The sequence below is a fragment of the Legionella genomosp. 1 genome, assembly GCF_900640215.1.
Lineage (GTDB): Bacteria > Pseudomonadota > Gammaproteobacteria > Legionellales > Legionellaceae > Legionella_C > Legionella_C quinlivanii_A.
In genome coordinates this window covers 90,249-103,847 of the sequence record NZ_CAAAJH010000010.1, presented here as the reverse complement: position 1 = coordinate 103,847, position 13,599 = coordinate 90,249, and the positions used below count along the sequence as shown (strand labels likewise).

Sequence of the window (13,599 nt, the reverse complement as noted above, 5' to 3'; positions counted from 1 at the left end):
TTTAAAGAAAAGTCATGACGAACGGAAATAATTAGTTTACACTGGGTATCGTGAGGAAAGCCCTCACTTTTGGAATATGGAGTTTAAGGAGAAAATTATGGCTTACGAAATACTGAGTTGGACTGCGCTCAAAGAGGCTTGGAAACAACAACAACTTCAAATGAACTCAGACCACTCCGTTGGTGATATCAAAGAATTGGAGCGTTACGGTGATGTCAAGTTCATCAACACTTACATCGCTCATCTGGACAGTTTGAGTGTAGATTACTCAGATGATCAGAAAGCCGATTGTTTATCAGGGGTTATGCTGACAGTCCGCAAGATGGTTTACGACGACTATCCACGGCTGAATCCAAAAGGCGGTATTCTTAACAAAGGAAGTTCTCTTTTTCGCGCGCTCGACACAATTCTGAAGCCCGAAGATAAGAAAAATCCAATGGATCCTGTAACTGCTTATCGAATTCTGAATACTGCCCATCAATCGTTTTCCGCAGAAATTTATGAAGCGGGTGATGAACTCAAAGGTAAGAAAACCGATCATAAATTTGTTATCCAGGACGACAGAGCAGGGAAAGAAGGAGTAATCTTTAAGCATCTGGAATTTGGCACTACTCTTATTGCTTTAAAAAATCAGGCTCACTCTGAGAAAGATCAACTGCAAAATGAAATAAATAGAAAGGCAAAACTGGAAGAAGAAAAAAGAGCCAGAGAAGAAGCGCTGAAGGCAAAAGGCGGCAACTCAGGTATTTTATCCAGCATCACGGGTGGTTTATCTCATATGTTTCTTGGTGGTGGAAAAGCGTCAGCTTCTACTTCAAAAAGTTCGGTAGCTGAGGAAGAATTTGTTCCTGAAGGTCCTTCCACCTGATATCGCACACAGGCATACGCTGGGCTTCCAAGCCCAGCACATCCTCACTTCTCTATCGGATAACCCGCCATACTCCAGCCGGCAATTCCACCATTGACTGAATACACTTCCTGATAGCCCATTTGCATCAGGGTATCGGCTGCAGCCAGCGACCGGACTCCACCCTGACAGTGCAGATAAATGGGTTCAGCCCTATCGGCTACTTCGTCAGTAATGCGTGCGGCCAATTCCCCTTTGGGAATGTGAAGGGCTTCTCGAATGCGATAGTTCTGCCACTCATAGTCTTCACGAACATCAATCAGGCAAAGCTTGCTGTTTTTTTCCATCCGTTGCTTTAGTTCATGGACATCGATTGTGGCAATCTTATGTTCGTTCATGGCTTTTCTCTCTCAATGTAGGTCGTGTTAGTGTGGAGTGGTGAATAAACCAGTAAATTGCGGCAGTAATTACGCCGCCAAGCAGCGTCGCAAAAGCCCAAGTTGCTGCAGAAACCAGAGCAGGCCGCTGGCCCAACTGATAGAGGCTGCCGGCATCACGGGCTACCGCGCCGGCAAATAACAGATGCAGCAGGGCATTAATTAAAACGAGCAAGTATTGAAAAGTGTCGATTTGTGCTGCATATTGTTCTATTAATTGATTAAGCATGATTATATTGCGTCAATTCGGATGAGTCATCATAACAGAAATTCAGACAAACTGTATTTCTCTTAGCTTCTACGTCCCTCGGCTTGTCCGAGGGAACCAGACTCATAGAGAAACACTGGACCCTGCGGACAAGCCGCAGGGCGTAGGGGTCACTGCCATTAAGTTAAGCTCAGTTGTAAATTAAACTGTCTTCCCCGCGAAGGCGGGGAACCATCTCTGAGCTAGCTATAATGCCAATAGAAGAATGGATTCCCGCCTTCGCGGGAAGGATATAATTCCTTAACTTAATGGCAGTGGGCGTAAGGCGGAAATTAGCTGAGTATTCCTGGGCATATGCAAATAAATGATTAATGTCTTGCGTCTAAAAACCTGGATGCGCTACGCTTATCGAATCTATGCAAACAATCTGCTACTTGTTTTAAATAATAATAATTAGAAAAACCTGGCTGTCTCATTAGGCTTGAGTTTAATCGCTGAGGAGTATTCTCATGCATCACTACGATGTACCGGTACCCAGTTTATTTACGGCTCATTGCGGCCCACTGTACCATGTGGAAGAAGTGATACTGAGCCGGATCGCTGATATTGAAGACTGGTTCAGACAACAATGGCGAATGACTCCGCCCCCTCTGACCTCATCTGTTGATCTCAGACATGCCGGTTTCAAGATTGCTCCAGTGGATACCAATTTATTTCCTGCTGGATTCAATAATCTAAATCCTGATTTCTTACCCCTTTGCGTGCAGGCGGCTCAGGCGGTATTAATTGATTATCTGCCGACCTGCAGGCGTATACTGATTCTACCCGAAAGCCACACGCGTAATCGCTTCTATATGCAAAGCCTTGCCGTCTTAAGAGATATTTTGATGCAGGCAGGATTTAATGTCCGAATTGGCAGTCTGGATCCTGACTTATCGATTCCTGTTGAAATTGAGCTGGAAGGGAATAACAGTTTAGTGATTGAACCCCTGATACGGCACGAGGACCGGGTCGGCCTGCATGATTTTGATCCCTGTTTCATTGTTTTAAACAATGATCTGTCCACTGGCGTTCCTCCCATTCTCGATGGCATTAAGCAGCGTATACGTCCCACTGCCAAACTCGGTTGGTTTTCGCGTTTGAAATCCAGCCATTTTGGTTTTTTTAATGAGGTTTCGCGCGATTTCTGTGAATTAATCAATCTGGATCCCTGGCTGATTAACCCGTATTTCACCGCGGTGGATGGGATTGATTTTATGGCTCAGGAAGGACTGGAAAATCTGGCTGCAGCAGCCGATATGCTTTTAAAACAAATTGAGGACAAATACCGGACTTATGGTATTGACGAAAAGCCATTTCTGGCTGTTAAAGCGGATAATGGGACTTATGGCATGAGCGTTATGATGGTGCATGATGCGAATGAATTGCGTCAGCTGAATCGTAAGCAGCGTACCCGTATGGCGGCGAGTAAAGGAAGCCAGAAAGTTGAGCGCGTCATTTTGCAGGAAGGTGTTTTTTCCTTTGAAACCATGCCTGATGGAGCCGTTGCCGAACCAGTAGTGTATATGATGGGGCAATTTGTAGTCGGTGGTTTTTACCGCGTGCATCAGGGGCGGGGCAGTGATGAAAATCTGAATGCGCCGGGCATGCATTTTGAGCCTTTGGCATTTTCACAACCCTGCAACATGCCAAGAGGTGATTTACCACCTGTTGAGTACCCCAACCGTTTTTACGCCTATGGCGTCATCGCACGGTTAGCGGCGCTTGCGGCAGCAAGGGAAATCGCTGCAATTGGAGGCGAATAATGAAGCTGGCTGTTTTGATGGATCCTCTGGATTCAATAAAGGCGTATAAAGATTCTACTGTCGCCATGCTGCAAAGCGCCCAGCAATTGGGGTGGAAGTGTTATTATTTTACCCCTGCCGATATTTCCTGCAAACAGGGTCAGGCTTTCGCACAGGTCGCCTCAATCAGGGTGGGGGATGAGCACTCTGGCAACTGGGCGGAGGTGAGTGAAAGAGCCGAGCGCTCGCTCAATGAGTTCAATATTATTCTGATGCGAAAGGATCCTCCTTTCGATATGGAATATATTTATGCGACTTATGCTTTGGAGCTTGCAGAAAAGGCCGGGGTGCTGGTGGCTAATAAGCCGCAAAGTTTACGCGATGCCAATGAGAAGTTTTTTACTCTCCAGTTTCCACAATGCTGTCCCTTAACTCTGGTGACTAAAAATATTGACCGCTTGTACCAGTTCTGGGAGCAGCATCAGCAGGTGGTATATAAGCCTCTTGAAGGCATGGGTGGGAATGCCATTTTCCATGTTGATGAAAAAGCCAGTAATTTATCGGTTATCCTTGAGGTGTTGACCCGAGATGAAACAGTGAGCATTATGGCGCAGCGTTACATCCCGGAAATCAAAACCCTTGGTGATAAACGCATTTTATTAATCGATGGCTCTCCTGTTCCCTATGCTTTGGCCAGAATTCCTGCAAAGGGGGATATTCGCGGCAATCTGGCTGCAGGGGCTAGAGGTGAAGTAGTCGATATAAACGACAGAGATCGCTGGATTTGCGAGCAGATTGCGCCGACTCTGCGTGAAAAAGGCCTGTTTTTCGTAGGCATTGACGTGATTGGCGATTATCTGACTGAAATTAATGTAACCAGCCCCACTTGCATCAGAGAAATAACGCAGGTATCTGGTCTGGATATCGCAGGAGAGTATATGTGCTGTCTGGAGAAAAAATTAGCACCATAGTTATCTGGAGAACTCCGTCATTTCCTTGCGGCATTGTTTTGTAAATGAAAATAGCGTTACAAAAGACTGTCTTTGCGAACAAAGTGAAGCAATCAAGTCCAAGCTTTGAGCGGGGTGATGCCGTGGATTGCTTCGCTAACGCTCGCAAAGACGACAGCTTAGTTGCCTGGTTTTATTAAGCAACAATGCTTTTCCTCGCAGGTGGAAATCAATAGATGTTTCTCGGTGTAGTTCGCAAGTGATTTCAGGATAATTCGCGAACTCAAACTGGTGCTGAGTCTTTGTTTCAGTTAAACTATTTGTCTTCAAATTGCTGAGCCTGATATGCGTTCCTTTTCCCGTGAAATTCTGATTACGTTTGCGGTAAAAATAGTCCTTCTGACTGCTTTGTGGTTCTGTTGTTTCCACCACATCGAAAAGCCCCAATCGTTCAAGCAATATCTATTTGGTTCACCGGTGACTATGGAGGCTATCGCAGAACATTAATTCTTTGATCGAACAAGGGCTTTGTTTTTTTAACTTCAGTTACTAAGGTGAGCTATGATTCCTGCCAGTGAAGTTGTCGATTTATCCCGCTTACAATTTGCATTAACCGCGCTATACCATTTTCTTTTCGTTCCTTTAACTCTCGGATTGTCTTTGCTTTTGGCCATTATGGAAACTGTCTATGTAATGACAGGGCGTGATATCTGGCGCCAGATGGTTAAATATTGGGGGCTGCTATTCGGTATCAATTTTGTGTTGGGAGTGGCCACAGGACTGACCATGGAATTTCAGTTCGGCACCAACTGGGCATATTACTCTCACTATGTGGGTGATGTGTTTGGGGCTCCTTTAGCGCTGGAAGGGCTGATGGCCTTTTTTCTGGAAGCCACATTTGTCGGCCTGTTTTTTTTCGGTTGGGATAAATTATCGAAACTTCAGCATATGTGCTGTACCTGGCTTTTGGCTTTAGGAACCAACTTATCGGCGTTATGGATCCTGATTGCGAATGGCTGGATGCAAAATCCGGTTGGCGCCACATTTGACTACCAGACGATGCGTATGGAAGTGAGTGATTTTGCCGAAGTCATGTTTAATCCAGTTGCCCAGGCTAAATTTGTTCATACAATCAGTGCGGGTTATGTAACCGGCGCCATTTTTGTTTTGGCTATCAGCGCTTATTTTATACTGCGCGGGCGCCATATTGATATGGCCAAACGTTCGATGACAGTCGCGGTTTCTTTTGGCCTCGCATCAGCTTTGTCGGTGGTAGTTCTCGGAGACGAGAGCGGGTATGTCGCCAACAGCAATCAGAAAATGAAGCTCGCTGCAATTGAAGCGATGTGGCACACCGAAAAAGCGCCGGCGGGCCTGACGGTTTTCGGTATTCCAAATGAAAAAACACAAACCACCGATTATGGCTTTGAAGTGCCGTATGCGCTTGGATTAATTGCCACACGTTCTATTAGTGAGCCTTTGCAGGGTATCGCAGAGTTAATTGATGAAGGGAAACAGAATATTCGTGAAGGGATGCTTGCCTATAAAGCCCTGGCGGTACTTCAGCAAAACCCGCAGGATAGTCAGGCAAAAGCTGAGTTTGAAGCACATCGTCATGCTTTAGGCTACGGGCTTTTATTGAAAAAATATACGGAAAATGTAAGCGATGCTACGGAAGAGCAGATCAACTCGGCGGCAAATGATCTCAAGCCGAAAGTGCTGCCTCTGTTTTTCTCATTTCGCATCATGGTTGCCTGCGGTTTTTTCTTTATTTTGCTGTTTGCAGTGGGATTTTATTTGTCTATAAAACGCAGGCTGCACACCACTCGCTGGTATCTCCATGTGGCTTTCTGGTCGCTTCCTTTGCCCTGGATTGCCGCAGAACTGGGCTGGATAGTTGCTGAATATGGACGGCAACCCTGGGTTGTACAGGGGATTTTACCCACCTACATTGCCACCTCGTCAGTCAGCTTTTCTCAAGTCGCGACCTCTCTGGCCGGTTTTATCATTTTTTACACGATACTGGCGATTATTGAGGTTTATTTAATGGTTAAGGCCATACGCCTTGGTCCTGACAGCCTGATACATGGAGAGTAAGATGATTATCGATTACGAAATGCTGCGAGTAATATGGTGGATTCTCTTGGGACTTTTATTAATTGGGTTTGCGGTGATGGATGGCTTCGATTTGGGCGTGGTGATGTGGTTGCCCTGGCTCGCCAAAGACGATACTGAAAAGAGAATCCTGATTAACAGTATTGCTCCAACCTGGGAAGGCAATCAGGTGTGGTTTATTCTCGGAGGCGGCGCGATTTTTGCCGCCTGGCCCGCATTGTATGCGCTGTCATTTTCCGGCTTTTACCTTGCGATGCTGCTGGTACTGCTCGCATTGATTTTGCGGCCAGTCGGATTTAAATACCGTTCCAAGCTGCCATCGATACGATGGAGAAATAATTGGGATAAAGCACTTTTTATCGGCGGTGTAGTGCCAGCATTGATCTTTGGTGTGGCTATGGGAAATGTATTACAGGGGGTTCCCTTCTATTTTGATACGAGCCTGCGTCCTTTCTATACCGGAACTTTCATGGAGCTGCTAAATCCCTTTGCTTTGTTATGTGGCGTATTGTCGGTCGCCATGCTGGCCATGCATGGGGCGTTTTTCCTGACAGTCAAAACAGTGGGGGCTGTACAAAACCGTGCAACGATGGCTGCGCGAGCAAGTGCTATACTGGTAATTCTTTTATTTGCAGCGGCTGGCGTCTGGATTTATCTGGGAATTGACGGCTATGCGTTGGCGCATCCGATTCCACAGGATGGACCCTCTAACCCTCTTTATAAAACGGTGGTCAGGGTGCCGGAAGCCTGGTTTTTCAATTATTATCAAAAGCCCTGGGCAATGCTTGTTCCAGCAGGCGGACTGTTATCGGCTTTGCTAGCTATTGTATGTTCTAAAAAACAGAAAATTGCATTTTTATTCAGCGCACTGACTGTGGCATGCATTATTGCTACAGTGGGAGTCAGCATGTTTCCTTTCATTCTGCCTTCTGTCAGCAATCCCTCACAAAGTTTAACGGTATGGGATAGCTCTTCGAGTGCTTTGACTTTAACAATTATGCTGTTTGCGACTCTGATTTTATTGCCGCTGGTTCTTTTATATACGGCCTGGGTTTATCGCGTCCTTAGGGGCAAGGTGACCACAGAGACTGTTAACAATAATTCCGCAATGGGCTATTAGGAGGCATTATGTGGTATTTTTCCTGGATTTTAGGTACAGGTCTGGCCTGCACTTTTGCAGTATTAAACGCGATGTGGCTGGAGTTACGGGTCAGTGATTCCAATCAGGCCGTAAATGATATCTGAAAAATGAGGTTCAGTAGTCTTCGAGTCAAAGCTTTCTCTCGAAGACTATGTTTACGGGTAGCACCAAGTCAAACAAAGTTTAATTGCCGCCAGGCTTCATAAAGAATAATAGCGACCGAGTTTGAAAGATTTAAGCTGCGGCTGTTTTCCTTCATCGGAATGCGAATGGCACTGTAGCGCTCTCTTAATTCAGCGGGCAAACCACGCGTCTCCGGTCCGAATAGTAATAGATCGTCATCCTGATAGGTGATTTGGTTATAGGGTACGCTGCCTTTGGTGGAGCAGGCAAAAATACGCCGACTGCTGTTTTGATTAACAAATGCCGCTTCATTCTCATAGTGAATGACATTGGCCCATTCATGGTAATCCAGACCCGCTCGCCGCATGCGCTTGTCATCCATCTCAAAACCCAGAGGATGAATTAAATGCAATTGCGCGCCGGTATTGGCGCACAAACGAATAATATTGCCGGTATTGGGTGGAATCTCAGGCTGATAAAGCGCAATATGCAACATACAAAACTTAGACCAATGTAGATGGGTGGGCCAATTTTACCCTATTCATCGACATAATCACTACCCAGAGCTGAATTACTGCTTAGCTTCTCTCCATTTTCTCCGTTTTCTTCAACATACAGAGACTCTGAGTCACCAGTTTGTTCTTGTTCGCCAGTAATTCGATAGTTACGGTGCTGTAAGTAAGCATCGCGGATAAAGGCATATTTATCCAGCGCTTCATCCATAAGCCGTTCGGTATCGAATAATTGGGAGCGCAGATCAACATATCTCACTCCAATAAGCGTATTGGTCAGAACAGTGCTGTCCAGATAAGGATATGGCGTTAGCAGAGGATATTCAAACAGCATGCCCATACCATCGCGGAAAGTGCTTGGACCGAGGAATGGAATCACAATATAGGGGGATTCCTTATTACCCCATTTTGCAAACGTGAGGCCCAAATCATTACTGTGCGGCGGCAATCCCATTCGGCTGGCAGGGTCAAAAAATCCGGCGATACCTAAGGTGGAGTTAATCAGGAAGCGCCAGGTGTCTTTGCCTGCCTGACGTAATTCCCCCTGCAGCAAATCATTGCCTACTGTGGGAATCATATTCACATTTTCATAGGCATTGTTAATGCTGGCGCGAACAGGTCCTGGTAAAACCGCTTTGTAAAGGCGGGCCGGCGGTTTCAGAAATGTGGCATCAAATGCCATATTGAATTTGTGAGTCTCGCGATTAATGGATTCATAAGGGTCAACAGGGTTCGGGCCTTTATGGATACAGGAGGCAAGCAGGAATGAGCTTGCGCATGTGGATAAAACTGCCATTAAACGCATGATATTTCAATTGTTCCGAGTCATGGAAAATTCATGTTACCACTATCTCTGGTTTCGCCACAATATGAAAAAAATTGATAACTATTCACCACGTTCACCGAAAAGCCATATTTGGTGCATCTTGGACGATCTCGATTAAAAAAACTGCTCACATACTGATGTATGCTGCGCTTTTTTTTAATCGAGATCGTCCAACCTGCGCTCAAATCTGTCTTTTCCCCTAAAGGATTCAAAATGTTGTGAATGGATACAAAAATTGTAACTCCCCAGGTTATGGATAAGTTTGATTTTAATTCAATCAAATCGTCTCAACGTCATCCTGAACGAAGTGAAGGATCTCCTGAGTCTGGCTCAGTTCTAAGCAGCTTGAGGTCCTTCGCTACACTCAGGATGACGTAACTGGAGAGTTATAAAAAATTTTTAAAAACACATGACAGAGCATAACCGTCAGCATGCGTCTGATCTCTGGCGAGACATTTCCTTGCTTGCGCATATTAAGGCATCAATAATTCCTGCCTCCCTGTCTGAATGGCCTGCATCGCGCACAATGCTTAAATTGGAAGCGGGCAGAGCCTGATGCAAGGTCAAGGCACCCGATAAAGGGCATACCATGTCATAACGTCCATGAATCAGATAGGCCGGGATATGGCGCAGTTTGCTGGCATTCTTGAGTACCTGGTTCTCTTCAATAAAATAGCGATTGTTAATATAATGAGTTTCGAGGGTAGCAAGGGTCAGGGCAAAATGCGGGTCGCTATACTGATCAATCAGGTTTTGATGAGGTTGCAGGCTGCTGCAGCGGGCCAGCCACAGTGTCCAGTTTTTTGCCGCGGACATACGTCCTAATTCATTAAGCCCCTGCAAGCGGCTGGTATAATAAGCGGGTACTTCATCAAGCTGCGTCTCGGGGATAAGATGAGTAAACTCCTGCCAGTAATCGGGATAGATCAAATTAGCGCCCTGGCGATAAAACCAGTCAATATCCTGTTGTCTGCCTAAAAAAATACGATGTAACAATAAGCCGCAGATTTGCTGAGGATAGAGTTCGGCATAGAGTAATGCCAATAAACTTCCCCAGCCTCCGCCTGACAAAACAAAGCGCTGAAGCCCCAGGTAATCCCGAATAGCATCGATGTCGTCCAGTAACGACTGCGTCGTGTTGTCGTTAAGCTCAAGATGCGGGGTGGAGCGGCAGCAACCGCGCTGATCGAATAGAATGATGCGATAAACCTGCGGATCAAAAAAGCGCCTGAGATAGGCGTCACCTCCAGCCCCTGGCCCTGGATGCAATACTATAACCGGCAAACCTTCGGGATTTCCTGTTTCCTCAACATACAATACATGAGGGTGCGCAACGGGGAGCTCATGGACATAGTAGGGTTTAATGGGTGGGTATAGGGTATGCATAGTTTTGCTCATCTTCCTTTTTACTAATCATATACTTGTTTATCGGAATTGGAAAACATTCCATAAATATTGCTTTAACTCCACTAAATTTAAGATAATAGCTCATTTTTTGAAGTGGGAGTCATGCATGACGGTAGAAACATTAACAAAGGGTTTGAATCAAAAACAATATGAAGCCGTCACTGCTGCTTTAAAAAATGTTCTGGTTTTAGCGGGTGCTGGCAGCGGGAAAACTCGAGTACTGGTAAGCCGGATAGCATGGATGGTTTCACATTATAACATGCCCTTTTCCTCTATTCTGGCTGTGACCTTTACGAATAAGGCTGCTGGAGAAATGCGCAGCCGGCTCGCTCAGATTTTTAACAGTCCGGTTCATGGTTTATGGGTAGGTACATTCCATGGACTTTGCCATCGCATGCTGCGCCGCCATTATGAAAGAGCGCGCCTGCCGGAAACTTTTCATATTCTCGATAGTGATGATCAGGCTCGTCTGCTGAAGCGCGTGATTGCTTCACTTAATCTTGATGAAGAGCAATGGCCAGTAAAGCAGGCTCAATCCTTTATTAACGGTAAAAAAGATGAGGGCCTGCGTCCTTCGCATATTCATGCACAAAGCTATGGGCCTACCCGCACTCTGATTCGCATTTATGAGGCCTATGAGCAAGCCTGCCAGAACGCAGGCGTCATTGATTTTGCCGAGATCCTGCTTAGAACGCATGAATTGCTGCGTAATAATCCGGATATCCTTGAGCATTACCGCCAGCGGTTTAACGCCATTCTAGTTGATGAGTTTCAGGACACCAATACCATTCAATATGCCTGGATACGCTTATTAGCCGGTGAGCAGGCAGTGGTTATGGCAGTGGGGGATGATGATCAGTCGATCTATGGATGGCGGGGCGCGAAAGTCGAAAATATCGCTCAGTTTGTCAGGGATTATCCCAATACGGAAACGATTCGTCTGGAGCAGAATTACCGCTCCACGTCGACCATCCTTGAAGCGGCTAACGCTTTAATAACCAACAACAAGTCTCGAATGGGTAAGGAACTGTGGACCGAGGGGCGAGCGGGTGAAAAGATTGTCGTTTACAGCGCTTTTAATGAGCTGGATGAAGCACGCTTTATCAGTGATCGCATTAGCCTTGCATTGAGCCAGGGACGCAGTGCCGATGAGGTGGCGATTTTGTATCGTTCCAATGCGCAATCCCGCGTTCTGGAGGAAGCACTGCTGCATGCAGGAATTGCTTATCGAATTCATGGGGGGCTGCGCTTTTTTGAACGAGCAGAAATTAAGGATGCCCTGGCTTATATGCGCTTGATGGCCAACTCAAACGATGATACCGCGTTTGAGCGAGTGGTTAATTTTCCGACACGCGGCATAGGTGAAAAAACATTGGATGAGCTCCGCCATTTGGCTAAAACAGAGCAAATCTCGCTTTGGCAGGCAGCTGAACTGTTAATTAATAATTCCACACTGACTCAGCGGGCAAGCAGTGCCCTGGCCCGTTTTCTGGATTTAATAAAAGATCTTCAACAGCGAATCGCAGGGCTTGAACTTGATGAACAATTCAATGAAGTTATCAATTTAAGCGGCCTGTATGCTCATTTCGCGAAAGTGAAGGGGGATAAATCTGAATCGCGTCTGGATAACCTGCAGGAGTTAATCAGTGCTGCCAAACAGTTTCGCTATGAGCAGGATGATTATGATGAGGAATTGCCTTTACTGGTTGCGTTTTTAGCCCATGCTTCGCTTGAAGCGGGCGAAATGCAGGCGGCAGAGCATGAGCGTTATGTCCATCTGATGACCCTTCATGCGGCAAAGGGTTTGGAGTTTCCGGTCGTGTTTTTAAGCGGAATGGAGGAAGGAGTTTTTCCCGGTAAGCAGTCTATTGAGGAACCTGGACGGCTCGAGGAAGAAAGAAGACTATGCTATGTTGGGATGACTCGGGCAATGGAAGAGCTTTTTCTGACTTATGCGGAAGTCAGGCGGCAGTATGGTCGTGAAGAGTATCACCGTCCTTCTCGCTTCCTGCGTGAATTACCCTCAGAGCTTTTGCACGAATTAAGGGTAAAAACGCAATTCCAGAAGCCAGTTACTCCCAAAGCCATAACAGCCAGTTTGGCGGAAGATGCCGGATTACAATTGGGTCAGGCAGTTTCTCACGCCAAATTTGGAACAGGCGTGGTTATTTCTGTGGAAGGAAACGGGGCTCATACGCGTGTACAGGTTAAATTCAAAAGCCATGGAGTAAAATGGCTCGTGCTTGCTTACGCCAATCTGACACCGCAAGAGGTTTAAAATTAACTTGAAATTAAAATCTGCTGATGCTACGGTTCATCCGGAAAATTGAAACGGGTGGCTCCACAGTTCATGTGATGGAGCACCAGCAATGTGGACTATAAATTAAGGGGATTTTTCGTGAAATTTTCAGGACTGTTAACAGCTGGCGCATTAATTACTGCAATGTTTTCTCCAATGGCTATGGCAGATAGCAACACCGCAGCAGACACTGCCGCAACCGCTTCCATACCGGACGCGCAAAAAAAAGCGATGGAGCAGGTCATTCATGATTATTTGGTTAATAATCCCGAAGTGTTGATTGAAGCTTCCCAGGCATTGCAGCAAAAACAACAGCAAAACATGCAGCAACAGGCTCAGGCTGCAATTCAAACCAATGCTAACGATTTGTTCAGCGACAAATTAACTGTTTTGGGTAATCCCAATGGCAATGTCACCCTGGTTGAATTTTTTGACTATCAGTGTATCCACTGCAAAAAAATGGCGCCTATTGTCGGTGGACTGATACAAAAAGATCCTAACCTGCGTGTCATTTACAAAGAATTTCCTATTTTTGGAAAAAGCTCTGAACAGGCCTCCCGCGCTGCTTTAGCGGCTGCGATGCAGGGCAAATACAAAGCGATGCATGATGCCTTGTTTAATCAGGATCAAAAAGTTACTGATCAAAGCATTAATGATGCGGCGAAAGCGGCTGGTCTGGATATGACCAAGTTTGCTGCGGATATGAATAGCAAAACAGTAACAGATGCTTTGGAAGCCAATCGTCAATTAGCTGAAAAACTGCATTTAATGGGAACGCCTGCATTTATCGTTGCATCGACACCCAACGGCAGCTTTAAGGCAGGCAGTGAGCCAGCTTTCATTCCAGGAGCCGCCAGTGAAGAGGCATTGATTGATCTGATTAAGAAAGCGGGTAGTAATTAATATTACCGGGTTGTATTAGCCCTGCCTTTGATAAAGAGCAGGGCTAA

The 13,599-nt window shown here is 45.9% G+C and carries 14 protein-coding genes; 9 read left to right on the top strand and 5 right to left on the bottom strand.

The annotated features are described in order from the left end of the window. Nucleotides 1-97: 97 nt before the first annotated feature. A complete protein-coding gene (locus E1O89_RS10530) occupies nucleotides 98-868 on the top strand; it encodes a hypothetical protein (RefSeq protein WP_165483131.1) in 771 nt (256 codons plus the stop codon). Nucleotides 869-912: 44 nt separating this feature from the next. Here the strand turns inward: E1O89_RS10530 and E1O89_RS10525 are convergent, their stop codons facing one another. Continuing rightward, a complete protein-coding gene (locus tag E1O89_RS10525; protein ID WP_133140127.1) occupies nucleotides 913-1,245 on the bottom strand; it encodes a rhodanese-like domain-containing protein in 333 nt (110 codons plus the stop codon). Then, the gene (locus E1O89_RS10520; protein WP_133140126.1) at nucleotides 1,232-1,513 is read right to left on the bottom strand and encodes a hypothetical protein; all 282 of its coding nucleotides are present in this window, start codon (nucleotides 1,511-1,513) and stop codon (nucleotides 1,232-1,234) included. Before E1O89_RS10520 ends, E1O89_RS10525 begins: the two co-directional genes overlap by 14 nt. A 488-nt stretch (nucleotides 1,514-2,001) precedes the next feature. Here E1O89_RS10520 and gshA point away from each other — a divergent pair, with 488 nt between their 5' ends. From gshA to cydX, 6 genes are all read left to right on the top strand, one after another. Then, nucleotides 2,002-3,297: a glutamate--cysteine ligase gene (gene gshA, locus E1O89_RS10515; RefSeq protein ID WP_133140125.1), complete on the top strand. Its 1,296-nt coding sequence runs from the start codon at nucleotides 2,002-2,004 to the stop codon at nucleotides 3,295-3,297. Further along, nucleotides 3,297-4,247: a glutathione synthase gene (gshB, locus tag E1O89_RS10510; RefSeq protein ID WP_133140124.1), complete on the top strand. Its 951-nt coding sequence runs from the start codon at nucleotides 3,297-3,299 to the stop codon at nucleotides 4,245-4,247. Before gshA ends, gshB begins: the two co-directional genes overlap by 1 nt. Before the next feature lie 324 nt (nucleotides 4,248-4,571). Further along, entirely contained in the window at nucleotides 4,572-4,733 is a 162-nt protein-coding gene (gene cydP, locus E1O89_RS15455; RefSeq protein ID WP_165483130.1) for a cytochrome oxidase putative small subunit CydP, read from the top strand. A gap of 54 nt (nucleotides 4,734-4,787) precedes the next feature. Further along, entirely contained in the window at nucleotides 4,788-6,323 is a 1,536-nt protein-coding gene (locus E1O89_RS10505; RefSeq protein WP_133140123.1) for a cytochrome ubiquinol oxidase subunit I, read from the top strand. Nucleotide 6,324: 1 nt separating this feature from the next. After that, a complete protein-coding gene (cydB, locus tag E1O89_RS10500; protein WP_133140122.1) occupies nucleotides 6,325-7,461 on the top strand; it encodes a cytochrome d ubiquinol oxidase subunit II in 1,137 nt (378 codons plus the stop codon). A 5-nt stretch (nucleotides 7,462-7,466) separates the two neighbouring features. After that, entirely contained in the window at nucleotides 7,467-7,586 is a 120-nt protein-coding gene (gene cydX / locus E1O89_RS10495; protein WP_222845433.1) for a cytochrome bd-I oxidase subunit CydX, read from the top strand. Between the two features lie 68 nt (nucleotides 7,587-7,654). On the opposite strand, the gene trmL is transcribed toward cydX, so the two are convergent. The 3 genes from trmL to pip all read right to left on the bottom strand — a co-directional run bounded on the left by trmL (nucleotide 7,655) and on the right by pip (nucleotide 10,329). Next, on the bottom strand, nucleotides 7,655-8,101 hold the full coding sequence (gene trmL, locus E1O89_RS10490) for a tRNA (uridine(34)/cytosine(34)/5-carboxymethylaminomethyluridine(34)-2'-O)-methyltransferase TrmL (RefSeq protein ID WP_133140120.1): 447 nt from the start codon (nucleotides 8,099-8,101) through the stop codon (nucleotides 7,655-7,657). A 41-nt stretch (nucleotides 8,102-8,142) separates the two neighbouring features. Continuing rightward, nucleotides 8,143-8,922, bottom strand: coding sequence for a VacJ family lipoprotein (locus E1O89_RS10485; protein WP_133140119.1), 780 nt, complete (start codon nucleotides 8,920-8,922; stop codon nucleotides 8,143-8,145). A gap of 447 nt (nucleotides 8,923-9,369) precedes the next feature. Then, the gene (pip, locus tag E1O89_RS10480) at nucleotides 9,370-10,329 is read right to left on the bottom strand and encodes a prolyl aminopeptidase (protein WP_133140118.1); all 960 of its coding nucleotides are present in this window, start codon (nucleotides 10,327-10,329) and stop codon (nucleotides 9,370-9,372) included. 127 nt (nucleotides 10,330-10,456) lie between these two features. Here pip and uvrD point away from each other — a divergent pair, with 127 nt between their 5' ends. Together uvrD and E1O89_RS10470 are read left to right on the top strand one after the other, a co-directional pair. Beyond that, nucleotides 10,457-12,628, top strand: a complete 2,172-nt coding sequence (gene uvrD / locus E1O89_RS10475; protein WP_133140117.1) for a DNA helicase II — start codon at nucleotides 10,457-10,459, stop codon at nucleotides 12,626-12,628. A 120-nt stretch (nucleotides 12,629-12,748) separates the two neighbouring features. Beyond that, on the top strand, nucleotides 12,749-13,552 hold the full coding sequence (locus E1O89_RS10470) for a DsbA family protein (RefSeq protein WP_058507704.1): 804 nt from the start codon (nucleotides 12,749-12,751) through the stop codon (nucleotides 13,550-13,552). Nucleotides 13,553-13,599: the final 47 nt, after the last annotated feature.